Source organism: Streptomyces sp. NPDC002742 (assembly GCF_042888885.1).
Classification (GTDB): Bacteria; Actinomycetota; Actinomycetes; order Streptomycetales; family Streptomycetaceae; genus Streptomyces.
This window is the reverse complement of sequence record NZ_JBIAQF010000024.1, coordinates 42232-68613: the sequence shown is the minus strand read 5'-3', so window position 1 is coordinate 68613 and position 26382 is coordinate 42232. Positions and strand designations below refer to the sequence as shown.

At 72.4% G+C, this 26382-nt stretch carries 23 protein-coding genes and 3 pseudogenes; 12 read left to right on the top strand and 14 right to left on the bottom strand.

Annotation, left to right across the window (positions count from 1 at the left end):
- The first annotated feature begins 115 nt into the window (after positions 1–115).
- From ACFYW8_RS33585 to ACFYW8_RS33575, 3 genes and pseudogenes are all read left to right on the top strand, one after another.
- A complete protein-coding gene (locus ACFYW8_RS33585; RefSeq protein ID WP_365869905.1) occupies positions 116–739 on the top strand; it encodes a hypothetical protein in 624 nt (207 codons plus the stop codon).
- Positions 740–904: 165 nt separating this feature from the next.
- A pseudogene (locus tag ACFYW8_RS33580) lies at positions 905–1015 on the top strand (universal stress protein); the annotation flags it as partial.
- A gap of 223 nt (positions 1016–1238) precedes the next feature.
- Positions 1239–2126, top strand: coding sequence for a universal stress protein (locus tag ACFYW8_RS33575; protein ID WP_389086501.1), 888 nt, complete (start codon positions 1239–1241; stop codon positions 2124–2126).
- A 177-nt stretch (positions 2127–2303) separates the two neighbouring features.
- Here ACFYW8_RS33575 and ACFYW8_RS33570 read toward each other — a convergent pair whose 3' ends face one another.
- From ACFYW8_RS33570 to ACFYW8_RS33560, 3 genes are read right to left on the bottom strand one after another with little or no spacing between them, the layout of a single operon-like run.
- Positions 2304–2981 (bottom strand): DUF4389 domain-containing protein, encoded by a 678-nt coding sequence (locus ACFYW8_RS33570; RefSeq protein ID WP_389086497.1) that lies wholly within the window; start codon positions 2979–2981, stop codon positions 2304–2306.
- Between the two features lie 17 nt (positions 2982–2998).
- Positions 2999–3292 carry a cation-transporting P-type ATPase gene (locus ACFYW8_RS33565; protein ID WP_389086493.1) on the bottom strand — a complete coding sequence of 98 codons (294 nt, stop codon included), beginning with the start codon at positions 3290–3292 and terminating at the stop codon, positions 2999–3001.
- Entirely contained in the window at positions 3282–3740 is a 459-nt protein-coding gene (locus tag ACFYW8_RS33560; protein WP_365869909.1) for a CBS domain-containing protein, read from the bottom strand. The genes ACFYW8_RS33565 and ACFYW8_RS33560 overlap by 11 nt, the downstream gene beginning before the upstream one ends.
- Positions 3741–4512: 772 nt before the next feature.
- Between ACFYW8_RS33560 and ACFYW8_RS33555 the strand changes: the two genes are divergently transcribed.
- Together ACFYW8_RS33555 and ACFYW8_RS33550 are read left to right on the top strand one after the other, a co-directional pair.
- On the top strand, positions 4513–5400 hold the full coding sequence (locus ACFYW8_RS33555) for a universal stress protein (RefSeq protein WP_389086485.1): 888 nt from the start codon (positions 4513–4515) through the stop codon (positions 5398–5400).
- Positions 5401–5766: 366 nt separating this feature from the next.
- Positions 5767–6576 (top strand): hypothetical protein, encoded by an 810-nt coding sequence (locus ACFYW8_RS33550; RefSeq protein ID WP_365869911.1) that lies wholly within the window; start codon positions 5767–5769, stop codon positions 6574–6576.
- Between the two features lie 216 nt (positions 6577–6792).
- Here ACFYW8_RS33550 and egtD read toward each other — a convergent pair whose 3' ends face one another.
- Genes egtD through egtA form a run of 4 tightly spaced genes read right to left on the bottom strand, consistent with a single transcriptional unit; the run spans position 6793 to position 11208 of the window.
- Positions 6793–7755 carry an L-histidine N(alpha)-methyltransferase gene (gene egtD, locus ACFYW8_RS33545; protein ID WP_389086477.1) on the bottom strand — a complete coding sequence of 321 codons (963 nt, stop codon included), beginning with the start codon at positions 7753–7755 and terminating at the stop codon, positions 6793–6795.
- Positions 7752–8543, bottom strand: coding sequence for an ergothioneine biosynthesis protein EgtC (gene egtC / locus ACFYW8_RS33540; RefSeq protein WP_389086472.1), 792 nt, complete (start codon positions 8541–8543; stop codon positions 7752–7754). Before egtC ends, egtD begins: the two co-directional genes overlap by 4 nt.
- Positions 8543–9874 (bottom strand): ergothioneine biosynthesis protein EgtB, encoded by a 1332-nt coding sequence (gene egtB, locus ACFYW8_RS33535; RefSeq protein ID WP_389086467.1) that lies wholly within the window; start codon positions 9872–9874, stop codon positions 8543–8545. The genes egtC and egtB overlap by 1 nt, the downstream gene beginning before the upstream one ends.
- Entirely contained in the window at positions 9871–11208 is a 1338-nt protein-coding gene (egtA, locus tag ACFYW8_RS33530; RefSeq protein ID WP_365869915.1) for an ergothioneine biosynthesis glutamate--cysteine ligase EgtA, read from the bottom strand. The genes egtB and egtA overlap by 4 nt, the downstream gene beginning before the upstream one ends.
- A gap of 256 nt (positions 11209–11464) precedes the next feature.
- On the opposite strand from egtA, the gene ACFYW8_RS33525 reads away from it, so the two are divergent.
- Together ACFYW8_RS33525 and ACFYW8_RS33520 are read left to right on the top strand one after the other, a co-directional pair.
- Positions 11465–12298, top strand: a complete 834-nt coding sequence (locus tag ACFYW8_RS33525; protein WP_389086461.1) for a TIGR02452 family protein — start codon at positions 11465–11467, stop codon at positions 12296–12298.
- 39 nt (positions 12299–12337) lie between these two features.
- A pseudogene (locus ACFYW8_RS33520) lies at positions 12338–12583 on the top strand (zinc ribbon domain-containing protein); the annotation flags it as partial.
- A gap of 259 nt (positions 12584–12842) precedes the next feature.
- Here the strand turns inward: ACFYW8_RS33520 and ACFYW8_RS33515 are convergent.
- The 4 genes from ACFYW8_RS33515 to ACFYW8_RS33500 all read right to left on the bottom strand — a co-directional run bounded on the left by ACFYW8_RS33515 (position 12843) and on the right by ACFYW8_RS33500 (position 16853).
- Positions 12843–13289, bottom strand: coding sequence for a type II toxin-antitoxin system PemK/MazF family toxin (locus ACFYW8_RS33515; RefSeq protein ID WP_365869918.1), 447 nt, complete (start codon positions 13287–13289; stop codon positions 12843–12845).
- Between the two features lie 203 nt (positions 13290–13492).
- Complete coding sequence (locus ACFYW8_RS33510; RefSeq protein ID WP_389086452.1) at positions 13493–14983, bottom strand: flotillin family protein; 1491 nt, start codon at positions 14981–14983, stop codon at positions 13493–13495.
- 200 nt (positions 14984–15183) lie between these two features.
- Entirely contained in the window at positions 15184–15402 is a 219-nt protein-coding gene (locus ACFYW8_RS33505) for a hypothetical protein (RefSeq protein ID WP_365869920.1), read from the bottom strand.
- Between the two features lie 26 nt (positions 15403–15428).
- A complete protein-coding gene (locus ACFYW8_RS33500) occupies positions 15429–16853 on the bottom strand; it encodes an amidase (RefSeq protein WP_389086444.1) in 1425 nt (474 codons plus the stop codon).
- A 169-nt stretch (positions 16854–17022) separates the two neighbouring features.
- Here ACFYW8_RS33500 and ACFYW8_RS33495 point away from each other — a divergent pair, with 169 nt between their 5' ends.
- From ACFYW8_RS33495 to ACFYW8_RS33485, 3 genes are all read left to right on the top strand, one after another.
- On the top strand, positions 17023–18057 hold the full coding sequence (locus ACFYW8_RS33495) for a LacI family DNA-binding transcriptional regulator (protein WP_389086437.1): 1035 nt from the start codon (positions 17023–17025) through the stop codon (positions 18055–18057).
- 110 nt (positions 18058–18167) lie between these two features.
- The gene (locus ACFYW8_RS33490; protein WP_389086432.1) at positions 18168–19382 is read left to right on the top strand and encodes a 4-hydroxybenzoate 3-monooxygenase; all 1215 of its coding nucleotides are present in this window, start codon (positions 18168–18170) and stop codon (positions 19380–19382) included.
- A gap of 17 nt (positions 19383–19399) precedes the next feature.
- On the top strand, positions 19400–20836 hold the full coding sequence (locus ACFYW8_RS33485; protein WP_365869924.1) for a benzaldehyde dehydrogenase: 1437 nt from the start codon (positions 19400–19402) through the stop codon (positions 20834–20836).
- A gap of 68 nt (positions 20837–20904) precedes the next feature.
- Here ACFYW8_RS33485 and trxA read toward each other — a convergent pair whose 3' ends face one another.
- Positions 20905–21300, bottom strand: a complete 396-nt coding sequence (gene trxA, locus ACFYW8_RS33480; RefSeq protein WP_389086423.1) for a thioredoxin — start codon at positions 21298–21300, stop codon at positions 20905–20907.
- 119 nt (positions 21301–21419) lie between these two features.
- Between trxA and ACFYW8_RS33475 the strand changes: the two genes are divergently transcribed.
- Complete coding sequence (locus tag ACFYW8_RS33475; protein ID WP_389086418.1) at positions 21420–22853, top strand: dihydrolipoyl dehydrogenase family protein; 1434 nt, start codon at positions 21420–21422, stop codon at positions 22851–22853.
- 146 nt (positions 22854–22999) lie between these two features.
- On the opposite strand, the pseudogene ACFYW8_RS33470 reads toward ACFYW8_RS33475, so the two are convergent.
- Together ACFYW8_RS33470 and ACFYW8_RS33465 are read right to left on the bottom strand one after the other, a co-directional pair.
- Positions 23000–23846: pseudogene (locus ACFYW8_RS33470) on the bottom strand (ATP-binding cassette domain-containing protein); the annotation flags it as partial.
- A 95-nt stretch (positions 23847–23941) separates the two neighbouring features.
- Entirely contained in the window at positions 23942–24601 is a 660-nt protein-coding gene (locus tag ACFYW8_RS33465) for a peptide deformylase (RefSeq protein ID WP_389086413.1), read from the bottom strand.
- A gap of 204 nt (positions 24602–24805) precedes the next feature.
- Here ACFYW8_RS33465 and ACFYW8_RS33460 point away from each other — a divergent pair, with 204 nt between their 5' ends.
- Complete coding sequence (locus tag ACFYW8_RS33460; protein ID WP_389086407.1) at positions 24806–26248, top strand: PepSY-associated TM helix domain-containing protein; 1443 nt, start codon at positions 24806–24808, stop codon at positions 26246–26248.
- Positions 26249–26382: the final 134 nt, after the last annotated feature.

Genomic DNA, 26382 nt, shown 5'->3' with positions numbered 1-26382 from the left:
TTCGGCCCAGGGGGCACGGCCCTACGGCACCCGGCGCATGGTGCGCCGGGTCGGGAGAGTAGGCCGTGTCGGGCACCAGCCCGGCATCGTCCTTCTCCCCGAAGGGATCACCGTCATGGCAGTCCACGAGCAGTCTCACCGTCACGCAGGGTTCCGCTTCCCGTCGCTGCGCAGGACCCGTTCGGCACAGGCGCCGGGTGAGGCCGCGACCACGTCGGCCACGGCGGTCAGCTCGTACGCCCTCGCGGGTCTGCGTCTGCTGACCGGGTTCGTCTTCCTGTGGGCGTTCCTCGACAAGACCTTCGGGTTCGGCTACGCGACCCCGTCCGGCAAGGGCTGGATCGACGGCGGCTCGCCCACCAAGGGATTCCTCGGCGGGGTCGCCGCCGGCCCGATGGAGTCGACGTTCCACTCCTGGGCCGGCGCCGGCTGGGTCGACTGGCTGTTCATGGCCGGCCTGCTCGGCGTAGGTGTCGCCCTGGTCGCCGGTGTCGCGCTGCGGCTCGCCGCGGTCGCGGGCACGCTGATGATGGCGTTCATGTGGCTGGCCGAATGGCCGCCCGCCCGACACCTGTCCGACGGCTCGCCGAGCATGTCGCCCAACCCCTTCACCGACTACCACGTCATCTACGCGATCGTCCTGATCGCCCTCGCCGCCGCGGGCGCCGGTGCCACCTGGGGTCTCGGAAAGCTCTGGGAGCGGCTCCCCCTCGTGAGCCGCACCCCCTGGCTGCGGTGACCGCGGGAACGCGGGCGGCCCGGACGAGCCCCGCTCTTCGCGCCGCCTGCGCCCGGACGGGGCCGATCGGCCCTTGCCGAGGACATGCGGCCCCTGCACGACGAATCCATCGGGCACGACGCCGGAATCGGCACCCCGATTCAGGAGGTGGACACCATGCCCCGCATGAAAGCCGCGGACGTACGAGCATTCGGTGAGCCGCTGCCCCTGGTCGTGGGTGTCGACGGCTCCGAGCCCAGCTTGCGTGCCGTCGACTGGGCCACGGACGAGGCCGCTGCGCAGCGCGCCCACCGCCGCTGACTCGGATGACCGCACACCGGGCGGGTGTCCCCGCGAGGCCGGAGCGCGCCTCCTGTGTGGTTGTCGGAACCGTCCGGCGCGGCCGGGCGCAGAACCCACGGCGCATGGGCCGGTCGGCCCCCGTAGAGGACCAGCGGCCCCTCCTGCGGCGCCCGTGCGAGCGCAAGACTGATCATGTATCCCTCAAGGAGGTCCCCAGATGTCCCGCACCATCGTCGTCGGTCTGGACGGTTCGCCCGAGAGTCTCGCGGCGGCCGAGTGGGCAGCCCTTGAAGCCCTGCGCACGGACGCGCACCTGCGCGTCGTGCACGCCTGGCTGTGGCGCCCCCGCGTGTACGCCCCGCTGGCCGGCGTTTCCATACCGCCGCCGACGGCGGACGATCCTGAGCGTGTATGGGCCGAACGCCTGCCGCACGAGACCGCGGCCCAACTCGCCGCACTTCATCCGGGCCTGTCGGTCAGCGCCGAGCGCGTCGCAGAGCAGCCCGTCACCGTGCTGCTGGCCGCCGCTGAGAACACCGCGCTGCTGGTCCTCGGATCCAGGGGCCTGGGCGGTGTCCACGGGTTCCTGGTGGGCTCCGTCGCGCAAGCTCTGGTGGCCCGGAGCCGGACGCCGATCGTCCTCGTTCGCGAAGGCGCCGCTCCCGAGGGCGATCATGAGACCCGGGATGTCGTCCTCGGCCTCGACCTGGAGCACCCGGACGCCTCCGTGATCGCCTTCGCCCTCCGGGCGGCGACCCACAGGGCGACGGACCTGCGCGTCGTTCACGGCTTGAGTCTGCCGCCCTATTACGGCTACAGCGGAGCCTCCGGCGCGGGAGTCAAGGAGGAACTGCTCGCCGAGGCGCAGCGGCAGCTGACCGAGGTCCTGAGCCCCTGGAGGGAGAAGTTCCCCGACGTGCAGGTGCGCGAGCAGGCCGTGATCGGCGGCGCGGGCCCCCACCTCGTCGAGGCCTCGCAAAACGCCGCGCTGGTCGTGATCGGCCGCCGCAACCGGCAGTCCCCGGTCGGCGCCCACATCGGACCGGTGACCCAGGCGGTCATGCACCACTCCACCGCACCGGTCGCGGTGATCCCGCACGACTGACCGTAACGGCTCACCGCAACGACAGACCGTCCGTCGGGGAAGTGCGACGAAGGGCCCCGGGGTATGTGACCCCGGGGCCCTTCGTGCCTGGACACGCCTGGACATACGAGGGCACACCGGGGCGCGGTAGGTTTCCATGCGCGGCTGCCCGCCCACCGGCCCCCGTGCCCGGCGCGGTCAGCGATGTCCCTGCGGTCCCGTCCCCGCCCGGCTCTCCTCCGAGCCGCCCATGTCCAGTCGGAACGGTGGATAGGCATCGGTCATCAGGGCCGAGTACGCGACCACGCGCAGCACCCATCGGTTGAGGCCCAGGATCAGGTCGTACAGGTCCTTCGGATACTTCTCGGTGACGGCGAGGATGACTGCGGCGACGAGTGTCAGCACGGCGAGGAGGCCGCCACTCCACCAGCCGGCGTGGAATCCGCCGACGAAGAAGCCGACGACTATGTACTGCGGGATCGCCAGGAGCCACCACTTCACCAGCACCAGGCCGCGGGAGAGCCTCTCCGGGTACGCGATGTCGAGCCGTGCCGGGTAGTCCGGCTCCTCCCCGAGGCTGAACGGCGGATACCGGTCGGTGCCGAGGGCGCCGTACGAGTAGTAGGCGACCCGCCAACTCCAGCGCAGCACGCCGACGTTGAAGTCGAAGAGTGTGCGGGGATAGCGCTCGGTGAAGAGAATGGCGAAGAACGCGATCACGCTCACCACGGAAAAGGCGATCCAGAGGAAGAACAGCACTACGTAGTGCGGTACGGCGAGCAGCCACTTCACCAGCCACAGCCATCGGGACAGCGGCGTGTCGAGGTGAGCGGTCACCCTCACCGGACGGTCCGGAAAAGCCGATGGGGTCGTCATGGGATCAGCTCCTTCGCCTACAGGGTGAGCGTCGGGTCATGCTTGACCATCCGACGCCACACATGGCTGTGACTCACGCTTGGCAGCTCGTCGGGGCCGTAGCGGGCAGGGCGCTCGGCTGCCTCGGCCGGGGTGAGACCGCGCGGGGTACTGCCCATGGCGGTGAAGACCTCGGCGACCGGCAGGGCGGGGAGGGAGGAAGCGGCGACGTCCGGTCGATCCAGGAGGGGCGCCGGTGCCGAGAGGGCGCGTGCGCACGGGCCGCCGTCGCGCAGAGCGGCCGTCCCCTTCCCGGCCGATTCAGGACTCATGCGGGGCTCCGGCCTGTGCAGGTGGCTCCGGCGGTTCCTGCAGGACGCTCCAGGCGACCGGGCCGAGCAGGTCGGTGAGCCTCCGGAAGACGTCGAGGAGCAGGTCGTCGATCGTCAGCACGCCCGCCACCTTGCCTGCGTCCAGGACCGCAAGCCGGCGGACCCCTGTGCGACGGAAGGTCCGGTAGGCCACCTGGAGGTCGTCGGCGGCTTCGACCGTGACGACGCGTGGCGACATGACCGCGTCCACCCGGGCCCTTGTGCCCAGGCTTCCACCCATGCCGCGTACGGCGAGGTCGCGGTCGGTGACGATGCCGTGCAGTGCTCCGTCCTCGACCACGAGAACCGACCCGACGGCGCACTCGGCCATCTGTCCGGCCACCTCGGCGAGGGGGACGTGAGGTGCCACGCACACCGGAGGAGCAGTCATCGCCTCCGAGACCTTCATACGACTATTCCTCGCTGTTCGATGCGCCCGCTTCACAGGACGTAGAGCGGATCGGCCATCGGCCGCCGTGGGCTCGCCTCGTCCCCGGGGCCGTAGGCGGGCCGGATCACCGTCCGGAGGTGCACCATGGCCGAGAGCGTCGCGGACGGGCCACGCCGCTTCCCCGCAGTGGAGCGGAGAAGGCCGCCGAATCCATGGAAGGCTCCGACGGCGCGTCTCTGCCAGGGGCCATTGGTCCCCAAGGGGGGCCGACCGACCCTCCGCGCACGGGGACCGGTCACTTCGTAGAGAAGGCTGGTGGTGATGCCGGACACGGTCATCGCCGCCGCATGCCGAGGTTCCCGTTCCCGGAGATGCCGGACTGGTTCGAGACCGTTCCCGGCAGGTTCACGATGCCCGCAGTCCGGATCGAGGATTACCTGGAGGACGACTGCTACGTCATGCGCGCCGAACTTCCTGACCGTCCGCGTGGGTCCGGGTGCCGAGAAGGCGGAGGCCAAGCACGTCGAGATCAAGCACGACAACTGGCGGAACGCGCCCGCCCGCGGCGGGCCCCGCGTGGGCCCGCCGCGGCCGTGGGCCGCGCGAATGATCTGCGGAGCAGGAACACACCGGATCGTCTCCGTACGCACTGGGGCTGACCCGGCCGTCCTCTCTTTGGGCCGGTCGGCCCCGCCCTCGGGGACGACCGGCACCTTCCCGGGGACGACTGGCACTTCCCGGGCTCCCTACGCGATGTCACGGTGGAATGGCGTTGAACCTTGGAGGGATCATGGCTGCCGTGCACGGACCGATCGTTGTGGGGGCAGACGGATCCGAGGGTGCCGCGCCGGCGGTACGGTGGGCCGCCCTCGAAGCGGCGTCCAGGGGCGTGCCGCTGCACATCGTGTGCGCTACCGGCCTCGACACCTGGGGCGCGAAACTGTCCCCCGACTCCGTGGTCCAGCGGGTGCTCGACATCGGCCTGGACACCGTGGAACGGGCGGCCGCACAAGCGGAAGAGCAGGCCCCGGGGCTCCGGGTCACCTCCAAGGTCAGCCGGGACGGCGCTGCCCCGGCACTGCTCGGCGAAGCGGGCGACGACGGCCTCATCGTGGTGGGTTCCCGTGGGGCCGGAGGGTTCTCGGCGCTCCTGCTCGGCTCGGTGGGGCTCCGGGTCGCGGCTTGCGCGACCGCTCCTGTCGTCGTGGTGCGCGGGACGCCCGACCACGTCACGACAGGCGTCGTGCTGGTCGCCGCACGCGACGAGCGTGACCTCGACGTGATGCGGTTCGCGGCACAGACCGCCGACCGCCGCAAGGCCTCGCTGCGCGTGCTGAGCGCCTACACCTATTACCAGTACGCCGGGAGCATGGTGCCGCTGCTCGGTGACCTCACGGAGGTCGCCGAGCAGCAGGCGAGCTCCATCGCCCGCCTCATAGCGCCCGTGCGGGACGAGTTTCCCGATCTGACGGTGACCAGTGAACTGGTGCGAGCCCACTCCCCGGCCGGTGCCCTTGTCGACGAGTCCGCTCATGCGGACCTGGTTGTGGTCGGCGCCCGTCGGCCCGCACACGCACCAGGCACCCCGTTGGGGCGCGTCGTCCACGCTGTGCTGCACCATGCGCACTGCCCCGTCGCGGTTGTCCCTTACGGCGAGCGTCACCGCCCGGGTGACTGACCACGCCTACCGGTCCGAGGGGTCTCGTATCGCCGGACAGTGACTTCGGTCGGTCGGGCGGCATGGCCGTCCCGTGCCGTGGCCGCGGTGCCCCGATCCGGACGGCGTCGGTTTCGCCCACGGACCCACGGATGACCGTGTGCCTGCCGGCCGTTGAGGCATCGGACCGAATCCCGCCCTCGGAAGACGGACGCTCCCGGCAGGCGGACGTCTCGGTAGGCGGACGCTCCCGGACCGGAGGGCCGGTTGTCGTCGGTGGGGGCCGGACGGCCTCTGGGGCTGCCGCACGGTCGGCGAGAGTCTGTACGAAGAGTCGTCGGCCACCACGGCTGTGCCGGGCGGCACCATTCGGGAGACGTGAGGACCATGAGCCGCCACCGTACGCAACAGACCGCCACCGTCGCGGCCCTGGTTCTGGCGGGCACCGCCGTCCTCGGCGCGTGCGGCGCGAACAGCGACAACGCCGGTACCGGCACGATGCCCAGCCGTACCCCCGGCGTGTGGGCCGGCCCGACCCCCACGAGCTCCGGCGGCGACAGCTCGACCGCCCCCGCGGCCGGCACACCCACCGTGGGCCCGACCAGTGGCTGGGGACCGTCCGCGTGGAGCGGCGGCCGGGGCTCCGGAATGATGGGAGACGGCTCAGGATCCTGGGGGCCCGGCATGATGGGCCCGGGAATGATGGGCAACTGGTGGCTGGCCGGCGACGGCAACCAGGTACGCACCCTCGACGCGGCCCGCCAGCGGGCCACGGCCTTCGCGAACAGACTGGGGCTGCGCGTCGGCGAGATCATGCGGTTCTCCCGGAACTTCTACGCCGAACTCGAAACCACCGGCGGCCGTCCTGCGACCGAGGTCCTGGTCAACCCCGCTGACGGAGCGGTGCAGATCGAGTACGGCCCGGCGATGATGTGGAACACCGAATACGGCCTGCACTCCGGCCGGCAGGGCCGGACCCGTATCTCGGCCGCGCAGGCCCGCAGCGGCGCCCAGCGGTGGCTCCATGGCCAGGACGGCGCGCTGACCGCGGGCGACCCGGAGGCGTACCCCGGCTACTACACCCTGCACAGCATGAAGTCGGGGAAGATCACCGGCATGTTGTCGGTCAACGCCTACACCGGCCAGGTCTGGTACCACTCGTGGCATGGCGCCTTCCTCGGCACCAGCCGGCGATAGGTACCTCGAGAGGGCGCCGGGTCTTCAGGGCCAGGGCGCGACCCGGTGCCGGCAGTCCGACGGGCGCCCGTGAGACTTCGTGTCGACCGCGGGTCTCATCGAAGCGGTCTCCGAGGTGAGTTGCTCCACCCCGGAGACCGCTCGAAGGTGAGTCCGGTCGGTCGGGTCCGGCCGTCGTCCACGGCGCGCACCGGACCACCACCGTCCGGACCGGTACTACGCCGCCGTGCTCAGCGACAGCGCGAAGCGGCCCTCCGTGTCCGTCCACCAGTGGGTCAGGCCGAAGCCCGCCGCGGCCAGTTCGGCGCGGACGCCGTCCTCGCGGAACTTCGCCGAGATCTCCGTCCGCAGTTCCTCACCCTGCGCGAAGTGGACGGCCAGGTCGAGGGCGGGGATCTTCACGGTCTGCTCGATCCGTGACCGCAGCCGCATCTCGATCCACTCGTTCTCGGCGTCCCAGAGCGCGACATGCTCGAACGCGTCGGGGTCGAAGTCGGCGCCGAGTTCACGGTCGACGACGCTCAGCACGTTCTTGTTGAACGCCGCCGTGACACCGGCCGCGTCGTCGTAGGCGCGCACGAGGACCGACTCGTCCTTGACCAGGTCGGTACCGAGCAGCAGGGTGTCGCCGGGCGACAGCAGGGCCCGTACGGACGCCAGGAACGTCGCGCGCTCGGCGGGCAGCAGATTGCCGATGGTGCCGCCGAGGAAGGCCACGAGCCGTGGCCCGGGAGTGTCCGGGAGCGCGAGACCGCCGGTGAAGTCGGCGATCAGCGCGTGCACGTTCAGGCCGGGCCGCTCGGCGATCAGCGCGTGCCCGGCCTGGGTGAGCGCGCTCTCGCTGACATCCACGGGCACGTAGGTGTGCAGGTCCGGCAGCGCGTCCAGAAGATGCCGGGTCTTGTCCGACGAGCCCGAACCGAGCTCGACGAGGGTGCGCGCACCGCTCGCCGCGGCGATCTCCCCGGCCCGCGTCAGCAGGATCTCGCGTTCGGCGCGGGTCGGGTAGTACTCCGGGAGTTCGGTGATCTTCTCGAAGAGCTCGCTGCCGAGGGCGTCGTAGAACCACTTCGGCGGCAGTGTCTTGGGCAGGTGTCCGAGGCCGTGCAGGACGTCGGCACGCAGGGCCGCGTCCGTGGCGTCCTCGGGAAGGGTGCGGGTCAGCAGGAACGGACTCACGTACGGGGCTCCTTGCGCTGTGCGGATGCCATGTCGTCGCTCATGTCCTTGAGCGGGGTGAGCAGTACCTCGGTGCGGTTCGCGGTGAGGAGGGTGCGGTCGGGGACCTCCCTCCAGCGCGGGTCGTCGTCGTGCGGCTCGGAGGCCACGAGGGTGCGACGACCCGGATCGAGCAGGTACCAGAGGGTGTCGCCCCAGGCGGTCGCGGTGATCGTCCCGCCGTCGGTGAGCAGCAGGTTGAGCCGGGACCCGGGGGCCGCCTCGGCGACCTCCAGGACCGTGTCGGCCAGCGCCTGGCCCTCCTCGTCACCGGCGCGCAGCCGGTGCAGGACGAGCGCCCACACGAACGCCGCGTCGCACCGGGCCTCCAGCGACAGCAACTCGGCCGCGGGCAGGCCCGATACGAGGGGCGCGAGTGTGTCCGGCCACCCGGCGACCGCGCCGTTGTGGCTGAACAGCCATGGGCCCGCGGCGAACGGCGCCGCCGCGGCCTCCCCGTCCGCGCCCGCCACGGTCGCGTCCCGCACCGCGGCGAGCAGCGCCCGCGTCCCGACCACCCGGGCCAGGTCCGCGAACGACAGGTCGCCCCAGATGGGGCCGGTGCGCCGGTAGCGGGCCGGGACGGGGTCGCCCTCGGCGTACCAACCCACCCCGAAGCCATCGGCGTTGACCGTCCCGTGCCGCTGCCGCCGGGGTGCCCACGACTGCCGGAACAGGCTGTGCGCCGGCTCCACGAGGAGCGCGCCGAGCCTCTCCTCGTCTCCCAGGAACGCCAGATGACGGCACATCAGGAATCCCCGTCGCGGGCCGTGCGGAACCCGGAGAAGATCTGCCGCCGGATCGGGTAGTCCCAGTTGCGGAACGTGCCCCGGCAGGCCACCTGGTCCACCGCGAACGAGCCGCCGCGCAGCACCTTGTACTCCGGGCCGAAGAACACCTCCGAGTACTCCCGGTAGGGGAAGGCGACGAAGCCGGGGTACGGCTCCAGATCACTCGACGTCCACTCCCACACGTCGCCGATCAACTGCCGCACGCCGAGCGGCGACGCGCCGGCCGGGTAGCTTCCCGCCGGGGCCGGGCGCAGATGGCGCTGACCCAGGTTGGCGTGCGCCGGGGAGGGGTCCTCGTCACCCCAGGGGTAGCGGGTGGAACGGCCGGACGCCGGGTCGTGGCGGGCCGCCTTCTCCCACTCGGCCTCGGTGGGCAGCCGCCGCCCCGCCCAGCGCGCGTACGCGTCGGCCTCGTACCAGCACACGTGCAGGACGGGCTCGTCCGGCGGCACGACCTCGGTGACACCGAAGCGCCGCCTCAGCCACTGCCCGCCCTCGCGCCGCCAGAACAGCGGCGCCTCGATGCCGTGTTCGCGGATGTGGTCCCAGCCCTCGGGGGTCCACCAGCGCGGCTCGCCGTAGCCGCCGTCCTCGATGAAGGCCTGGTAGGCGGCGTTCGTGACGGGAGTGGTGTCGATGAAGAACGACGGGACCGTACGCCGGTGCGCGGGACGTTCGTTGTCGAGCGCCCATGGCTCGGTGGACGTGCCCATCACGAACGTGCCCCCGGGCACCAGGACTTCGGCGGGTCCGTCGAACGGCGGCACGGGCTCGGGGTCCGGTGCCGTGAGGGCGGCGGGCCCCCGACGGAGCTGATGGGTGATCAGCATGGTCTCGTCGTGCTGCTGTTCGTGCTGCGCGATCATGCCGAAGGCGAATCCCGACTCGGTCAGCCGGGTGCCCCGGAACGCCGCGCTCTCCAGGACGTCGATCGCCCGGCCCCGCACCTCGGCCGCGTACGTACGGGCCTCGGCGGGCGGCAGCAGCGGCAGTCTGGGCCGTTCGGAACGCGCGTGCTCGAAGGCGTCGTAGAGTCCGTCGATCTCGGGCCGCATCGCCTCACGCCCCGCGACCTCCCGCAGCAGCCACAGCTCCTCCTGGTTGCCGATGTGCGCGAGGTCCCACACCAGCGGGGACATCAGGGGCGAGTGCTGCGCGGTCAGGTCGGGGTCCTCCACGCACGAGGTGAGGAGGGCGGTGCGCTCCCGGGCGGTGGTCAGCGCGTCCAGCGCGCGCCGCCTGAGCGACTCCGGATCCGTGAGCGGACCGGGGGCGGTCGTGCCGGTCATGAGCTGATTTCCTTCCCGTCGGACCGACCGTGCGGGCGGCCGTCGGAGCGGCTCCCGGATCGACCGTCGTGCTGCGAACGGACCACGCCGACCAGGTCGTCGGCGGGGCAGCGGCCCCGTGCCACATAGCGCTCGGTGAACTCCGCGACCGCTTCGAGGACCTCGGTGGTGGCACCGAGCCGGGGCAGCGCCTCGGACGCCGCCGCGAAACAGACCGCCGCGGCCTCGCGCAGCTCGGGATCGGCGAGTCCCAGCCGCGCGGCGTCCCGCCACAGCGGGTTGCGCGGCGCCGGACCGGGGCCCGCCCGCTCCGCGAGCGGCTTCACGGTCCGGTAGGCGACCTCGGCCGCTTCCGGGTCGTCGAAGAGCGCCGCCGTCACCGCGAGCGGCACGATCCAGCCGTTCTCGCCAGGCTGCGCGTCGATCATGCGCAGTTCAAGATGGCCGCGCGGCCGCACCGGCGGGAACAGCGTCGTCATGTGGTAGTCGAGGTCCGCCCGGTCCGGAGGCGCGCCGGACCGGGTCCAGTCCCGGAAACTCAGGTCCTCCGGGACGTCCCAGGGTGCCTCGGGCGCCCGTACGCACATCACCGGCGCGTCCAGCACACGGCGGGCCCACGCGGCACGGGGATCGCCGCCCAGAGCGGGCGCGTCGCTGCGCCCGGGGTCCATCGACGCCCACAGCGACTGCCGTGTCGAGCGCCAGCCGGTGTGCCGCCCCCGGGCCATCGGGGAGTGCGCGAACGCGGCCACCAGGACCGCGCCGAGCTGGTGGGCCAGCCACCAGCGGCGGCCGTGCCCGAGCGGGCCCGGCTCCTCGTAGCCTGCGTCGAGGCACACCTGGACCGACGCCGACGTGCACATCATGGCGCGGCCCTCGGGTCCCGCGCGGTCGAGGCAGCGCTCCATGGCGTCGTACCTGGGCTCATGGAGATAGCGGCTCGGGGGGTTCCAGGGGTCCTGGCCGTAACCACTGAGGCCGAGACCCGTCTCGCGCAAGGTCGCGCGGACGGCGTCGAGGTCGGCCGAGACGGACTCCACGCACTCCATGAGGGAGGCGGCGGGAACGGAGCTGAGCTCCAGCTGACCACCGGGTTCGACGGTGAGCGCCGAACGCAGGGGCAGGGTCCGCAGTGCGGCGTACGCCGCTTCGAGTCGTTCAGGCGGTACGGGGAGCCGCGGCCTGCGCAGCTCGTGGACGAGCCATTCAACTTCGACACCGAGGAAGCGGGGCGGACCGGTCTTGAAGCAGATGCCGCGGACCAGCGCCTCCACCTCGGCCTCGGTGACGGCGGAGCGCCGTCGCTCCGTACAGTCACTCACCGAATCGGACATGTAGGGATCCTCCTGAGATTCCAGCATGCCGCCGGCCCGGGGTCTGGTGGGCCGGGCCGACAATCACCCGTCCACCCAAGACCCTCGCGGCGGTTCGCACAAGGGTGCAAATGCTCGCTTTCGGGACCGGGAAACCATGTTTGCGGGGCCGCGAAACTCTGTTGCGCCGCAGGACCAGCATCGCTCACGATGCGTTCATGGGCACGACGGGGGAGCGCACGCAGGCCGCGCCCGTGGCGCGTACGGGGGTCGCGCCATGAGCGCGCGCCTGCGTGCGATCGCGCGGGAGACCGAGGAGATCGTGGCGGCGGGTGGCTATCGCGCCCCCTCCGGGGGCACGGTGTCCATCGCCGCGGCGGTCGAGAGCGCGCGGGCCGGGACACGCCTGTACGGTCCGGAACCGGTGGAGACACCGTCGGTGACCTCCGTCGGTACCTTGTTCGAGGTCACGGGCGAGAGCAGCCTGGAGGCGGCCCACCGGCTCACCACCCTGGGTGTGGACCCGGTCGCCGTGCTCAACTTCTCCTCGGCGCGCAATCCCGGCGGCGGATATCTGAACGGCGCCCAGGCCCAGGAGGAGGCCCTCTGCCGGGCCTCCGCGCTGTACACCTGTCTCCTGCGGGCCCGGGATTTCTACGACCATCACCGCGCCCACCGTGACGCGTTCTACACGGACCGTGTCATTCACTCACCCGGAGTACCCGTCTTCCGGGACGACCGGGGCGGGCTCCTGGACGAGCCGTTCCCGGCCGGATTCCTGACCGCGGCGGCGCCCAACGCGGGAGTCGTCCTGCGCACCGCCCCGCAGCGCGCGGCCGACCTGCCGGGCGCCCTCGCGCTCCGCGCCGAACGTGTCCTGGAGACGGCCGCCGCCCACGGCTACCGTCGCCTGGTCCTCGGGGCCTGGGGCTGCGGGGTGTTCCAGAACGATCCGGCGCAGGTGGCCCAGGCCTTCCGCGGGCTGCTGGTCGGGGGCCGCTTCGAGGGGTGCTTCGACCAGGTGGTGTTCGGGATCCTGGACCGCACTCCGGGCCGGACCACATACCTCGCATTCGGGCAGGCGTTCGCATTCGGGCCCCGGGGAGCGTGACGCGCCCTCGTCTGGGCGCCTCACCCGTCGACTTCCACCTCCCTGCGGTGCAGCGCCTGTGGCTGGATCGACAAGAACTCGCGCAAGAGCCAAGCCGAGTTCGTCTGTTCCTCCTGCGGCTTCGCCTGCAACGCCGATGAGAACGCAGCAGTCAACGTCGCGGCAGGACAGGGCGGGATCCCCCACCCCCGGCGCTCAGCCGGTGCCGGAGGGGCGACAACGGCCACCGGCCGTCCGAACGCCCGTGAACCTCAACCCCTCTGGGTTGGAATCCCCCTCTTTTAAGAGGGGGAGGATGTCAAAGAAACGGCAGGCCGGACCGTACCCGTACGGCGGGAGCTGGCCGGACACGGGACCGAACTGCTCCGCTGCCGCAGCCGGCGGCGGAGCAGTGGGAGAGCCAAAGGGGGATGGCGGTGTGCTCAAAAGGTTTCCCAAGATCGATGTGAACAAGAGCACCGCAGGGTAGCGAGGCCGACTGACATCACATGATCTTGCGAACGCCTGCTGCGGGAAACCGTCACCAGACCGTGCCCTGACCGGGCTACCTCCAGCGGTAGAGCTCCTTGAGCCGGTTGACGACGAGGTTGAAGCGTCCCCGGTCCAGGGCGCAGGCCTCGCGGCGCATGCCCTGGTCGTGGACGCGGAGCACCCGGTCGACGTTCACCCAGGAGGCGCGGCCGGACTTGTCCCAGGGGCCGGAACCTATCGCCACCCACTCGCGGTCGTCGTTGTGTTCCTTGCTGGACAGTTGCACCGCCAGCAGCGTCCCCGCGGCCTCCCGGGCGACGACCAGCACCGGGCGGTCCTTGCCCCGGCCGTCGTTCTCCTCGAAGGGCACCCACGTCCAGACGATCTCGCCGGGATCGGGGTCGCCGTCGTGCGCGGGGGAGTACTCGGTCTTCACGGGGCCGACCTCGCGGGGCTCGGCCTCGGAGGTCGCGGAGGGGCCGTAGCGGCCGGGAACGTCGTCTTCGGTAAAGGCAGTCACGCGGGCCACGGTAGAGCCTGCGCCGGGCGCCGCGGCGGGCGGGTCCGGGGCCGTACGGCGTCGGGCGTACGGGAGTGGATGTCCAACTTCCCCGCGACGTCTGACGTACGGCGTCGGGCGTACCGGAGCTGTGATCCAACTCCCGTACGCCCGAGCCTCATTGATCAGAACCTCTGGTGCCTGTGCGCCTCAGCGCGTCTGCCTCACCCCTCGTCCTTCTCCACGGGCACCTTCTCGGTGCGCGGCGGCACGAACCCGTTGAGCTCGGGGGCCGGGTTCTTGGCCGGGCCGCCCTCCGGGTTCATCGTCGAGAGCAACTGGCGGGCGAGGCCCAGGCCGGTGCCGCCCATGGTGAGCGCTTTGGCGAACATCTCCGACATGCCGTCGGCCCCGTTGAGCAGCACCATGTGATCCACGTTGCCGAACGCGCTCGCGCCCGCCTGCACGATCTCCGGCCAGTTCTCGGCGAGTTGCTGGGCGACCACCGCTTCCTGGTTCTCGGCGAGCGCGGCGGCCCGCGCCTTGATGGTCTCCGCCTCCGCGAGGCCCTGTGCGCGGGTCGCCTCGGCGGCGGCGAGCCCCTTGGCCTGGGCCGCTGCCGCCTCGGCCTCACCGGTGGCCCTGGTGGCCATCGCGGCGGCCGCACCCCGGGCCTTCGTGGCCTCGGCCTCCGCGTTGGCGGCCGTCTTGACCCGGTTCGCCTCGGCCGTGGCCGCGAGCTCGGTCTCCTTGGCCTTGGCCTGCGCCGCCGAGATCCGCGCGTCACGTTCGGCCTCGGCACGGGCCCGCGTCTCGTACGCCTGGGCGTCCGCCGGCTTGCGGACGTCCGCCTGGAGCTGCTGCTCGCGACGGAGAGCGTCGAGCTCGGCGATCCGGGTTTCCTGCACGACGACGTCCTGCCGGGCGGCGGCGTCCGCGAGCGGTCCGGCCTGCCGGGCCTTCGCCGCCGCCTTGTCGCGCTCCGCCTGGTAGCCGGCCTGGAGGATCTCGCTGTCCCGGGTCGCCTCCGACATCCGTGCCGCGGCCTTCTGTTCGGCCTCGGTGGCGAGACGGTTCGCCTCCGCCTGCGCGATGCGCGCGTCCCGCTGTACGGCGGCGGCGTGCGGCATCGCGAGGTTCTTGATGTACCCGGTCGGGTCCTCGATCTCGTGGATCTGCAGCGAGTCGACGATCAGACCGAGCTTCTCCATCTCCGTACCGCACGCGGCCCGGGTCTGGCCGGTCAGCTTCTCCCGGTCGCGGATCATGTCCTCTACGGTCAACCCGCCGACGATGGACCGCAGATGACCGGCGAACACGTTGTGCACCCGCTCGGCCATCATCTTCTGCTGGTCGAGGAATCGGCGGCCCGCGTTGGCGATCGACACGAAGTCGTCGCCCACCTTGAAGATGACCACACCCCGCACCTTCAGCGGAATGCCCTGGGTGGTCACGCAGTCCACGTGCAGTTCGGTCTCGTTGAGGTCGAGCGAGATCTTCCGCACCGCCTGCACACCCGGCAGCACCAGCGTGCCGCGCCCCGTCACGATGCGGAAACCCATGCCCTCTTCGAGGCCCTCGGTCCGATGCTTCGAACCGGAGATGATCAGTGCTTCGTTGGGCTCCGCGACACGCCACATGAGCTTGAAGACCACAACGATGAAGATCAGTGCGAGGACAACCGCCCCCGCCACGACGCCGACAATCATCGGCATACGCCCCCTTTTGATGGTGCCCTATCGGCACCGAACGAAGGGAGTGTGCTCCTCGCCGACACCGGGGTACAGAGGTGGGGGAATCCTTGTTGCGTTCTTGACGCATACGGCTCTCACCTGGGACGAGGGCAGCTCAACTGTCGTATGGACGGGGCGAGTCCGCTACGGTTCCGCCGTGTCGCCGGCCGTCCCGGCGCGCGTCAGCTGTCGTAGGCGGCCGAGACGTACACCGTGCGCGGCGCCAGGTACTCCACCACCATGACCACCGTGCCGCGCTCGATGCGGTCCTGTGGGGCGGCCGCGTACGCGAGGAAGTGCTCGGCGCCGCCGCGCACCCGGACGATCACCTCACCGACGAGCCCGGGTCCGACCGTGCCGGTGACCCGTCCCATCAAACCGACCATCGACGCATCGTCCATGGTCACAGCGTAAGGCCGGAACTCCCCTATGCGGCCGGGGAGTCCTTGACGGCTTCGTGGGACGGCCACTGTTCGTGCCAGCGCCGGTCCGCCTCCAACTGCCCGGCCAGCGACACGAGCAGCGGCTCGCTGTCCGCCGGGCCGAGCAACTGCGCGCCGACCGGGAGCCCTTCGCCGACGAAGCCCGCGGGGACGTTGACGCCGGGCCAGCCGAGTACGTTCCAGGGCCAGGCGTACGGGCAGGCGGCGATCATGGCCCGGTCGGTGCCGAAGCCGCTCAGGCCGAGCATCGCGCCGATCCGCGGCGGGGGAGCGGCGGTCGTCGGCGCGAGCAGCACGTCGTAGGTGTCGAAGAGCGCGCCGACGCGCTGTTGCAGCGCGGCCTCGGCGCGGCGGGCGGCCCGCAGCGGCGCCCCGCCGAGCAGCCGGCCAAGGCGCGCGGCGTCGTGGGTGCGCCGGTCGAGGAGCTCGGGGAACGGCGCGTCGCGCACGCGTTCCGCGATGCCGGCCGTGGCGCGCGGGAGGAACGCGAGCCCGATCCGTCCGTAGCGCGGCTCGGCCTCCTCCACCGTGTGGCCGAGCCCGGCGAGCCGCTCCGCGAGCGCGAGGACCTTCGCGCGTACGGCGGGGTCGAGCCGTGCGGGCACCGCGGTGAAGGGCGGCTTCAGCGACAGAGCGATGCGCAGCCGGCCCGGATCGCGGCCCACGGCGTCGCGGACCCGGAGCGCGGCGGGCCGGTGCAGATCGCCGTCGTGGCTGCCGCTCGCCGCGTCCAGCAGCAGGGCCGCGTCCGCGACCGTGCGGGCGAGTGTGCCGTTGACCGTGATGCCGTGGAAGGACTCCGGGCGCGGCCAGGTCGAGATCCGGCCGCGCTGCGGCTTGATGCCGACCAGGTGGGTCCAGGCGGCCGGGATGCGCACGGAGCCCGCGCCGTCCGAGCCCAGCGCGGCGGGCACCAGACCCGCGGCCACGGCGGCCGCGGAGCCCCCGGACGAGCCGCCCGGAGTGTGCCCGTGGTGCCAGGGATTGCGGGTCGCGCCGAAGGCGGGGCCCTCGGTGAAGGGCCACTGGCCCAGCTCGCAGGTGTTGGTCTTGCCGATCACGACCGCACCGGCCGCGCGCAGCCGGCGTACCGCCTCGCCGTCCTCGGCCACCGGCGGGTGGTCGCCCGGGCAGCCGAACGCGGTCGGCTCGCCCGCCACGTCCATGTCGTCCTTGACCGCGAGCGGCACCCCGAGCAGCGGCCGCCGCACACCCGCCGCCAGCTCCTTGTCCGCCGCGTCGGCCTCCGCGAGGGCGGCCTCGGCGCGCACCAGCCGGAAGGCGTTCACCGTGGCCCTCGCCGCCTCGATCCGGGCGAGCGCCCGCTCGACCAGCTCACGCGAACTCACCTCGCCCGCGGCCAGCGCACGCGCGCTCTCCGTCAGCCCTGGGGCACGGTCGGGAGCCATTCGGGTCACCTCCGAAGACATTGTCTACCGAACGGTAACCTCTCGCGAGGTCCACCGGTACGGGGCACTCAACCTCCTTTGCGGAAGCGGCAGTTCCACGATCCCGGGAGCCGTCCGGGCGGCCCCGGCGCACAGCGGGGTTCGGGCCCCTGCGAGGATGCGGTCCGTCATGGTGCAGATACCGAAACAGTCCGCTCAGCCGGCGCCCGCACAGCGACCCGTGCCGACCAGTGCCGACGTGGCGCGCCTCGCGGGTGTCTCGCGCGCGACCGTCTCGTACGTCCTGAACAACACCAGCGCCGTCCGGATCAGTGAACCCACCCGGCTCCGGGTCCGCGAGGCCGCCGAGGAACTCGGCTACGTCCCGCACGCGGCCGCCCGCAGCCTGCGCGCCGGACACAGCCGCATGGTCCTGATGCCCGCCCCGACCGTGCCCGTGGGCCCGCTCTACCACCGGTTCTTCACCGAACTCCAGTCGGCGCTCGGCCGGCTCGACTACACCGTCGTGCAGTACGGCAGCGTCGGCCTGCGCGGCGACGAGGCCGCCCGCGCCTGGGCCGAGCTGCGGCCGGTCGCCGTCCTGGTGCCCGGCAGCGGGCTCGGGCCGCAGGGCGTGGCGGTCCTCAAGCGGGCCGGCGCCCGTGCCGTGGTCACGCTGGGCCCCGAACGGGTCGAGGGCGCCCACGCGCTGCTCATGGACCACGACCGGGTCGGCCACTGCGCGGGCGTCCATCTGCTGTCGCGGGGCCGCCGCCGTATCGGCGTGGTGATGCCCGAGGAGACCGGCCTGGAGATCTTCTCCCGGCCCCGCCTCGACGGCGTACGCCGGGCGCTGCGCGACGCGGACGCGACGGTGACCGAACTGCCCCTGGCGTACGAGGAGGAGGCCGCCGCCCTGCTCGCGGCGCGCTGGCGTGAACTGGGCCTCGACGCCGTCTTCGCCTACAACGACGAGTACGCCATGCTTCTGATGCGCGCCCTTCAGGACGAAGGGGTCGCCGTCCCGGAGGAGACCGCCGTCGTCGGAGCCGACGACCTCATGCTCGGCCGGCTGCTCCGGCCCCGGCTGAGCACCGTCCACATCGAGCTGCCCTCCGGCCGCGACCTCGCCGAACTGGTCGACCGCGCGGTCCGCGAACCCGGCGCGGAACCCGAGACGCACGAGGTACTGGGAGCACGAGTCGTGCACCGCGCGTCGAGCTGAGAGAGGCTGGTGCCGCGGCAGGCAGCAGCCTGTTCGCCCGGCCTGTGCGGACCGGGCCGGTCCCCGTGCCGGAGCCTCGCCCCGGCGGCATCGGACACCGGAGGCGCGTCATGCGGACCACGGTCGGCATCATCGGCGGCGGCCCGGCAGGGCTTCTGCTGGCCCGGCTGCTGCACCGGGCGGGGATCGACTGCGTCGTGCTGGAGAGCAGGACGCGCGTGTACGTGGAGCGGCGCCAACGGGCCGGGATGCTGGAGCAGGGCACGGTCGACGCGCTGCGCGCCTGCGGAGCCGGCGAGCGGCTGGACGCGGAAGGCCTGGTCCATCACGGCATCGAGCTGCGCTTCGAGGGCGGGCGCCACCACATCGACTTCCCAGGGCTCACGGACGGCCGGACCGTCACGATCTACGCCCAGACGGAGATCGTGAAGGATCTCGTCACCCTTCAACTCGAAGACGGGCCACCCCTGTTGTTCGAGGCCGAGGCGTTGGCCGTGGAGAATCCGGAGAGCGGACCGCCCCTCGTGCGGTTCGTGCACGAGGGCCGCGAGCGGACGCTGACCTGTGACTGGGTGGTGGGCTGCGACGGCTCCCACGGCATCGCGCGCGCCGCGTTCCCGGCCGGGACGAGCCGTTCGTACGCGCACGACTACCCCTACTCCTGGCTCGGCATCCTCGCCGATGTGCCGCCCTCCTGCGAGGAGTTGATCTACGCCAGGGGCGCCACCGGTTTCGCCCTGCACAGCATGCGCTCCCCGTCGGTGTCCCGGCTGTACCTCCAGGTCCCGAACGGCACCGACATCGCAGACTGGCCCGACGAACGCGTCTGGGACGAACTGGCCGCGCGTTTCGCGGTCGACGGGGACTGGCGGCTGGAACGTGGTCCCGTGACCGCCAAGTCGGTCACTCCGATGCGCAGTTGGGTCCACGAGCCGATGCGTCACGGGCGGCTGTTCCTGGCCGGGGACGCCGCCCACATCGTGCCGCCCACCGGCGCCAAGGGGCTCAACCTCGCGGTGTCCGACGTACGGCTGCTGGCGCGCGCCTTCGCCGAACTGCACCGCACCGGATCGGCTGAACTCCTCGACCGCTACTCGGAGTTGGCCCTCGAACGGGTGTGGCAGGCGACGCGCTTCTCGTACGACATGACTAGGATGTTGCACGCTCAACCAGATGGGGATGCCTTCGAACACCGGATGCAGCTCGCGCGACTGCGCCGGATCACGGCATCCCGTCCCGCCGCCGCCGAACTGGCCGCGAACTACACGGGACTTCCGCTCGCCCCGAGCCGTACGGGCCCGCTGAGTCCCGCTGGTGATCACTGAACGATCGGAGAGCCGACATGCCGCTGCTCGACCCCACGACCTGGCAGTCCCGCCCGCTCTCGGGCGATGAGTACACCGTCACCGAGCCCGCCACCGGCGAGAGCCTCGGCACCGTCACGCTCGCCGCCGCCGAGGACGTCGCGACGGCCACGCGCACCGCCCGCGCCGCACAGAGCGAGTGGGCCAAGGCCCCGCACTTCGCGCGCGCCGCCGTCCTGCGCCGGGCCGGGGACCTCTTCGCCGCACACGCCGACGAGCTGCGCGAGTGGATCGTGCGGGAGTCCGGTTCCATCCCGGGCAAGGCGGACTTCGAGCTGCACGTCGCCGCCCAGGAGTGCTACGAGGCGGCGGCCCTCGCCTCGCGCCCGACGGGCCAGATCCTGCCCTCGGAGGCGCCGCGTCTGTCGTACACGCGCCGTGTCCCGGTCGGTGTCGTGGGCGTGATCGCGCCCTTCAACGCGCCGCTGATCCTCTCGATCCGCTCGGTCGCCCCGGCGCTCGCGCTCGGCAACGGCGTCGTTCTGAAGCCGGACCCGCGCACGGCCGTGTGCGGCGGCCTCGCACTCGCGGCGGTGTTCGCCGAGGCGGGACTTCCGGACGGGCTGCTGCAGGTGCTGCCCGGCGGCCCCGAGGCCGGCCGGGCCCTGGTCGCCGACCCGCTGGTCCCGGTCATCTCCTTCACCGGCTCGACCGCCGCCGGACGCGCGGTCGGTGAGGCGGCCGGCCGTCATCTCAAGCGCGCGCACCTGGAGTTGGGCGGGAACTCCGCCCTGGTCGTCCTGGCGGACGCCGATCTCGACGCGGTCATCTCGACAGCGGCCTGGGGCTCGTTCTTCCATCAGGGCCAGATCTGCATGACGACCGGCCGCCACCTGGTCCACGCCTCGCTGTACGAGGAGTACGTCGAACGGCTCGCCGCCAAGGCCGACTCGCTGGCCGTCGGCGACCCGCACCGCGAACAGGTGCACCTCGGGCCCATCATCGACCAGGCCCAACTCGCCAAGATCCGGGGGCTGGTGGAGTCCAGTACGGCGAGCGGCGCGAAGCTGGCGGCGGGCGGCACGCACGACCGGCTCTTCTACCGGCCCACCGTGCTCGCCGGGGTCGACGACTCGACCCCGGCCTACGCCGAGGAGGTCTTCGGCCCGGTCGCGCCGGTGCGTTCCTTCAGCACCCTCGACGAGGCGGCGGCCCTCGCGTCCGCGGGACCCTACGGTCTCTCCCTGGGCATCGTCACCCGGGACACCGCACGCGGCCTGGACCTCGCCGAGCGCATCCCGACCGGTATCGCCCACATCAACGACCAGACCGTCAACGACGAGGCCGTCGCACCCTTCGGCGGTACCGCCGCCTCCGGCACCGGCGCCCGCTTCGGCGGCGAGGCCAATCTGGAGGCCTTCACCGACATACGGTGGACGACGGTGCGCGGGGACGTGGCGGCGTACCCGTTCTGACGGCTGACGGCTGACGGCTGACGGCTCCGACGTGTCCGGCTCCGGGCTCGGCCGTACGCCGTCCCGGCCTACTCGGTGCCGTCGGCCCGCTCGGTGCGCTTGGCCTGCTGGGCCGCGACCGACCTGTGCACCTCGTCCATGTCCCGCTTCCGGGCCTCCTCGATGACGGTGTCCAGGGCGGCGGCGGGCAGCGCGCCGGGCCGGGCGTAGATCGCGACCTGGTCGCGCACGATCATCAGGGTCGGGATCGACCGGATGTCGAAGGCCGCCGCCAGCTCCGGCTGCGCCTCCGTGTCGACCTTGGCGAAGACCAGGTCGGGGTTGGCCGCGGCGGCCTTCTCGTACACCGGGGCGAACTGACGGCACGGCCCGCACCACTCCGCCCAGAAGTCGATCAGGACGAACTCGTTGTCCGTGACCGTCTGGTCGAAGTTCTCCTTGGTGAGCTCGACGGTGCTGCTCATTCCATTTACCTCTTCCTCACGTCCGGGTCGTGCCGGTTCGCACAACGCCACCCGTCGGAGGCGTATTCCGCGCCCGTACCCGTGTGGCCACGGCGCACACCAGCAACCAGACTGGCCCCATGACGGAAACGGAATCCATCGCCTACGACGTCGTGGTGCTCGGTGCCGGACCCGTGGGGGAGAACGTCGCCGACCGCGCCCGCGCCGCCGGCCTCTCCACCGCGGTCGTGGAGAGTGAACTGGTCGGCGGCGAGTGCTCCTACTGGGCCTGCATGCCCAGCAAGGCACTCCTGCGCCCGGCCATCGCCCGCGCCGACGCCCGCAAGGTACCCGGCCTCTCCCAGGCGGTGCAGGGTCCCCTCGACGCCCCCGCGGTGCTCGCCCACCGCGACTACTACACCTCGAACTGGAAGGACGACGGCCAGCTCGCCTGGCTGGACGGCATCGGAGCCGACTTCTACCGCGGGCACGGCCGCCTCGGTGGATCGCGGACCGTGACGGTCGACGGACCCGACGGCGAGCGCCGTGTGCTGACCGCCCGGCACGCGGTCGCGGTCTGTACCGGCACCCGCGCCCTGCTCCCCGACCTGCCGGGGCTCGCCCAGGTCAAGCCGTGGACGAGCCGCGACGCCACCAGCGCGCACGCCGTGCCCGGACGGCTGATCGTGGTGGGCGGCGGTGTGGTCGCCGCCGAGATGGCCACGGCCTGGCAGGCGCTCGGCTCCCAGGTCACGCTCCTGGTCCGCGGCAAGGGCCTGCTGCCCCGCATGGAGCCCTTCGCCGGGGAGCTGGTGGCCGAGGCGCTGGCCGAGGCGGGCGCCGACGTACGCACCGGCACCTCCGTGACCGCCGTCTCGCGCGAGGGCTCGACCGTGGTCGCCCTCACGGACACCGGTGAGCGCGTCGAGGCCGACGAGATCCTCTTCGCCACCGGCCGCGCGCCCCGCACGGACGACCTGGGCCTCGACACCGTGGGCCTGGAGCCGGGCAAGTGGATCGAGGTCGACGACAGCCTCCGGGTCATCGGCAGCGAGTGGCTGTACGCGGTCGGCGACGTCAACCACCGCGCCCTGCTCACCCACCAGGGCAAGTACCAGGCCCGGATCGCGGGCGCCGCCATCGCGGCCCGTGCCGCCGGGGTACCGCTGCTGGAGTCGGACCCCTGGGGCGCGCACGCCGCGACCGCCGACCACGCGGCCGTCCCGCAGTGCGTCTTCACCGACCCCGAGGCGGCCGCCGTGGGTCTGTCCCTCGCGGAGGCGGAGCAGGCCGGTCACCGGGTGCGGGCGGTGGACGTCGACATGGCCTCGGTGGCCGGCGCCGGACTGTACGCGGACGGCTACCGAGGCAGGGCCCGCATGGTCGTCGATCTCGACCGCGAGATCGTCCTCGGCCTCACCCTGGTCGGCCCCGGAGTCGGCGAACTGATCCACTCGGCGACCGTCGCCGTCGTCGGCCAGGTGCCGATCGACCGTCTGTGGCACGCCGTCCCGTCCTACCCGACGGTCAGCGAGGTGTGGCTCAGGCTCCTGGAGGCGTACCGGGACGCGTGACGCGCGCGGCCACCCGGGCGACCGGCCTCGACCGGTCCCGTGTGGGGACGCAGGGGGCCACGCACGCCCCGCGTGCCACGCGACCCTGGGCGGCACACCGGGCGCCGCGTCGCGCGCCGCCCGGTGTGCCGTCGCATTCCCGGGTGTCAGGCCGGTGACACCAGCTCCCGGTACTCCTCGCTCCACAGGTCCTCGTCCGCGTCCGGGAGCAGCAGCACCCGGTCCGGGCGCAGGGCGTCGACGGCCCCCGCGTCGTGGGTGACCATGACGAGCGCACCCGGATACGTGGCCACCGCGGCGAGGACCTCGGCGCGGGAGGCCGGGTCGAGGTTGTTGGTGGGCTCGTCCAGGAGGAGCACGTTCGCTCCGGAGTGGACGAGCCCCGCCAGGGCGAGCCTGGTCTTCTCGCCTCCGGAGAGGACCCCGACCCGTTTGTCGGCGTCGTCGCCCGTGAACAGGAACGAGCCGAGCACCCGGCGCACCTCCCCGTCGGTGAGATGCGGCGCGGCGGCGGCCAGTTGGCCGCGGACCGTGCCGGCGGGGTCGAGCGTGTCGTGCTCCTGCGCGAAGTAGCCGAGGCGCAGCCCGTGCCCGCGCGTCACCCGCCCGCCGTCCGGACTGTCGTGACCGGCGAGCAGACGCAGCAGCGTGGTCTAAGGGCTTGCAGGGAAGCAACACCTTGATTCCCTGCAAGCCCTTAGCCCGAGCCGTTCGGGCCGAGGATCAGCAGACGGCTGCCCCGGTCGACGGCGAGGTCGACTCCGCCGAGGACCCGCAGATCGCCGTACGACTTGGTCAGGGCGACCGCGCCGAGCGGCGTGCGTCCGCACGGGCGGGTTCCGGCAGCCGGATCCGGGCCACCCGCTCCGTCTGCCGGACGGGTTCCAGTTCCGCGAGCAGGCGGTCGGCGCGGCGGGCCATGTTCTTCGCCGCCACCGCCGTCGACACACGCGCGCGCATCTTGTCGGCCTGCGTGTGCAGGCTCGCCGCCTCCGGTTTACCGTCCGGAGGTCCCGTCGAGCGCTCGCCGGGCAGGGCCTGGGCGTCGGCCCGGCGGTGCGAAGCCGAGCTGACGCCCGCCCGGGATGTCAGCCGGGCAGAGTGAAACCCAGAACCTCGGCGGCCCGCTCCGGCGTCGGCTGGGCCCAGAGTTCCGCCGTCGCCCGGTTCGAGGACAGCGAGCGAAGCTCCGCGTGGTCGAGATAGAGCGTGCCGTCCAAGTGGTCCGTCTCGTGCTGGACGATGCGCGCGGGCCAGCCGCTGAACACCTCGTCGATCGTGTGACCGTGCTCGTCCAGCGCCGTCAGCCGCACCTCGGCGTGCCGGGCCACCACGGCCTGCCAGCCCGGAACGCTCAGGCAGCCCTCGAAGAACGCGGCCCGCCCCGGACCGATCCCGACGTACGACGGATTGACCAGCACCCGGAACGGCTGCGGCACCCGCCCGCGTGCGACGCGCACCTCGTCCGACACCGGCGCCGGGTCCTCGACGACGGCGATCCGCAGCGGCACGCCGACCTGGGGCGCGGCGAGGCCGACTCCTGGTGCCGCGTGCATCGTGGCGCGCAGAGCGGCCACGAACCGGGCGAGCAGCGCCGGGTCCAGCTGCCCGTCGAACGGCTCCGCGCCCCGGCGCAACACCGGGTCACCGGCCGCGACGATCGGCAACGGCCCCTCATGGCCGAGGAGTTCCTCGACCAGGTCGCTCAGGGTGAAGCGCGGGGCACTGCGGTCACGTTCGGATGCCATCGCGCCAGGATGCCAAGCCGGATGGGGCCGATCGAAGCGGCGCAGGGCGAGTCCCGCGACTTTTCTTTTGTGATGCAGGCCACACACGGGCGCGGGAACTCGCCGCCCGCACGCCCCGACTACTGGACCGCCACCGGCGAAGGGAGCCCAGCTCCCGGACCCACGGCCCCTTTCCGCCCCCTGCCCGACCGGAGAACACCGCCGATGCCCACCACTCCCTCCCCGGCGACGGACGCGACCCCGCGGCCCGCCGCACCCGCACCGGCCAGAAGCGTCAGGTCCGTCCTGCGCCCGCTGATCCTGCGCCTGCACTTCTACGCGGGGGTGCTCGTCGCCCCGTTCCTGCTGGTGGCCGCCACTACCGGCCTGCTGTACGCCGCCTCGTTCCAGGCCGAGGAGATCGTGTACGCGCATGAACTGACCGTCCCCGCCGGTGACCACAAGCTGCCGCTGTCCGAGCAGGTCGAGGCGGCCCGCGCCGCTCACCCCGAGGGCGTGGTCTCGGCCGTCCGCCCGTCCCCGGAGGCGGACGCCACCACACGGGTCCTGCTCTCCGGCGTCCCGGGGGTCGACCCCGACCGCACCCTCGCGGTGTTCGTCGACCCGTACACGGCGAAGGTGCGCGGCTCGCTGGAGCAGTACGGCGCCACCGGGGCGCTGCCGCTGCGCGCCTGGCTGGACGGGCTGCACGGAAACCTCAGGCTGGGCGAGAGCGGCCGGCTGTACAGCGAACTCGCCGCGAGCTGGCTCTGGGTGATCGCGGGCGGAGGCCTCCTGCTGTGGTTCGGCCGCCGCCGGGACCGCCGCAAGGTGCGCGGAACCAGCGGCCGCCGCCGCATCCTCGGACTGCACGGCACGGTCGGCGTCTGGGCGGCCGCCGGGTTCGTCTTCCTCTCCGCGACGGGCCTGACCTGGTCGACGTACGCCGGGACCAACATCGACACCCTGCGGACCTCCCTCCATCAGGCCACCCCGTCGATCTCGGCGACGACCGTCGGCGACCACGCGGGCCACGGCGGTTCGGGAACCGGAACCGGCGCCGGGAAGGAGGCCCCGCAGCGCCTCGACACGATCCTCGCGGCCGCCCGCGCCAAGGGCCTCGGCGATCCCGTCGAGATCGTCCCGCCCGCCGACGCGTCCTCGGCGTACGTCGTGAAGCAGATCCAGCGCAGCTGGCCCGAGAAGCAGGACGCGGTGGCCGTGGACCCGGCGAGCGGCGAGGTCGTCGACGAACTCCGCTTCGCCGACTACCCGTTGCTCGCCAAACTGACCCGCTGGGGCATCGACGCCCACACCGGAACGCTTTTCGGCCTGGTCAATCAGATCGCCCTGATGGCGCTCGCGCTCTCGCTGATCCTGCTCGTCGTGTGGGGCTACCGCATGTGGTGGCTGCGCGGCCGTGCCTCGGCGTTCGGCCGGCCGATCCCGCGCGGAGCCTGGCAGCACGTGCCGCCGCAGATCGTGGTCCCGGCGCTCGCGGCCGTCGCCGTCCTCGGCTATTTCGTCCCGCTGCTCGGCATCCCGCTCGCCGCGTTCATCGCCGTCGACGTGCTCCTCGGAGAGATCGCGCACAGAAGGGGCGGGGGCACCGGGGCGGCGAGTCAGCGTGATCCGGCACGCGGCGATGCCGTTTCGGGCCCGGCCTGATGCGGCCCGGTCCGGTCCCGCCCGGTCCGGCCCGGTCCGGCCCCGCCCGGTCCTGACCCGGTTCGCGCTCGTCGCGGTGATGCCCGTTCAGGCCGGTCCGGCGTCATCGCGGTGACGCCCCTTGGGTCCGGCCG

Bases quoted from the DNA above. Each gene is read 5' to 3' on its own strand.
- egtA (WP_365869915.1), bottom strand. From the start codon at position 11,208: ATGTCCGATTCGGTGAGTGACTGTACGGAGCGACGGCGCTCCGCCGTC.
- trxA (WP_389086423.1), bottom strand. From the start codon at position 21,300: ATGAGCAGCACCGTCGAGCTCACCAAGGAGAACTTCGACCAGACGGTC.
- ACFYW8_RS33550 (WP_365869911.1), top strand. From the start codon at position 5,767: ATGAGCCGCCACCGTACGCAACAGACCGCCACCGTCGCGGCCCTGGTT.
- ACFYW8_RS33460 (WP_389086407.1), top strand. From the start codon at position 24,806: ATGCCCACCACTCCCTCCCCGGCGACGGACGCGACCCCGCGGCCCGCC.
- ACFYW8_RS33525 (WP_389086461.1), top strand. From the start codon at position 11,465: ATGAGCGCGCGCCTGCGTGCGATCGCGCGGGAGACCGAGGAGATCGTG.
- ACFYW8_RS33570 (WP_389086497.1), bottom strand. From the start codon at position 2,981: ATGACGACCCCATCGGCTTTTCCGGACCGTCCGGTGAGGGTGACCGCT.
- ACFYW8_RS33585 (WP_365869905.1), top strand. From the start codon at position 116: ATGGCAGTCCACGAGCAGTCTCACCGTCACGCAGGGTTCCGCTTCCCG.
- ACFYW8_RS33565 (WP_389086493.1), bottom strand. From the start codon at position 3,292: ATGAGTCCTGAATCGGCCGGGAAGGGGACGGCCGCTCTGCGCGACGGC.
- ACFYW8_RS33485 (WP_365869924.1), top strand. From the start codon at position 19,400: ATGCCGCTGCTCGACCCCACGACCTGGCAGTCCCGCCCGCTCTCGGGC.
- ACFYW8_RS33505 (WP_365869920.1), bottom strand. From the start codon at position 15,402: ATGGACGATGCGTCGATGGTCGGTTTGATGGGACGGGTCACCGGCACG.
- ACFYW8_RS33475 (WP_389086418.1), top strand. From the start codon at position 21,420: ATGACGGAAACGGAATCCATCGCCTACGACGTCGTGGTGCTCGGTGCC.
- ACFYW8_RS33555 (WP_389086485.1), top strand. From the start codon at position 4,513: ATGGCTGCCGTGCACGGACCGATCGTTGTGGGGGCAGACGGATCCGAG.
- egtC (WP_389086472.1), bottom strand. From the start codon at position 8,543: ATGTGCCGTCATCTGGCGTTCCTGGGAGACGAGGAGAGGCTCGGCGCG.
- ACFYW8_RS33465 (WP_389086413.1), bottom strand. From the start codon at position 24,601: ATGGCATCCGAACGTGACCGCAGTGCCCCGCGCTTCACCCTGAGCGAC.
- ACFYW8_RS33500 (WP_389086444.1), bottom strand. From the start codon at position 16,853: ATGGCTCCCGACCGTGCCCCAGGGCTGACGGAGAGCGCGCGTGCGCTG.
- ACFYW8_RS33495 (WP_389086437.1), top strand. From the start codon at position 17,023: ATGGTGCAGATACCGAAACAGTCCGCTCAGCCGGCGCCCGCACAGCGA.
- ACFYW8_RS33575 (WP_389086501.1), top strand. From the start codon at position 1,239: ATGTCCCGCACCATCGTCGTCGGTCTGGACGGTTCGCCCGAGAGTCTC.
- ACFYW8_RS33490 (WP_389086432.1), top strand. From the start codon at position 18,168: ATGCGGACCACGGTCGGCATCATCGGCGGCGGCCCGGCAGGGCTTCTG.
- ACFYW8_RS33510 (WP_389086452.1), bottom strand. From the start codon at position 14,983: ATGCCGATGATTGTCGGCGTCGTGGCGGGGGCGGTTGTCCTCGCACTG.
- ACFYW8_RS33560 (WP_365869909.1), bottom strand. From the start codon at position 3,740: ATGAAGGTCTCGGAGGCGATGACTGCTCCTCCGGTGTGCGTGGCACCT.
- egtB (WP_389086467.1), bottom strand. From the start codon at position 9,874: ATGACCGGCACGACCGCCCCCGGTCCGCTCACGGATCCGGAGTCGCTC.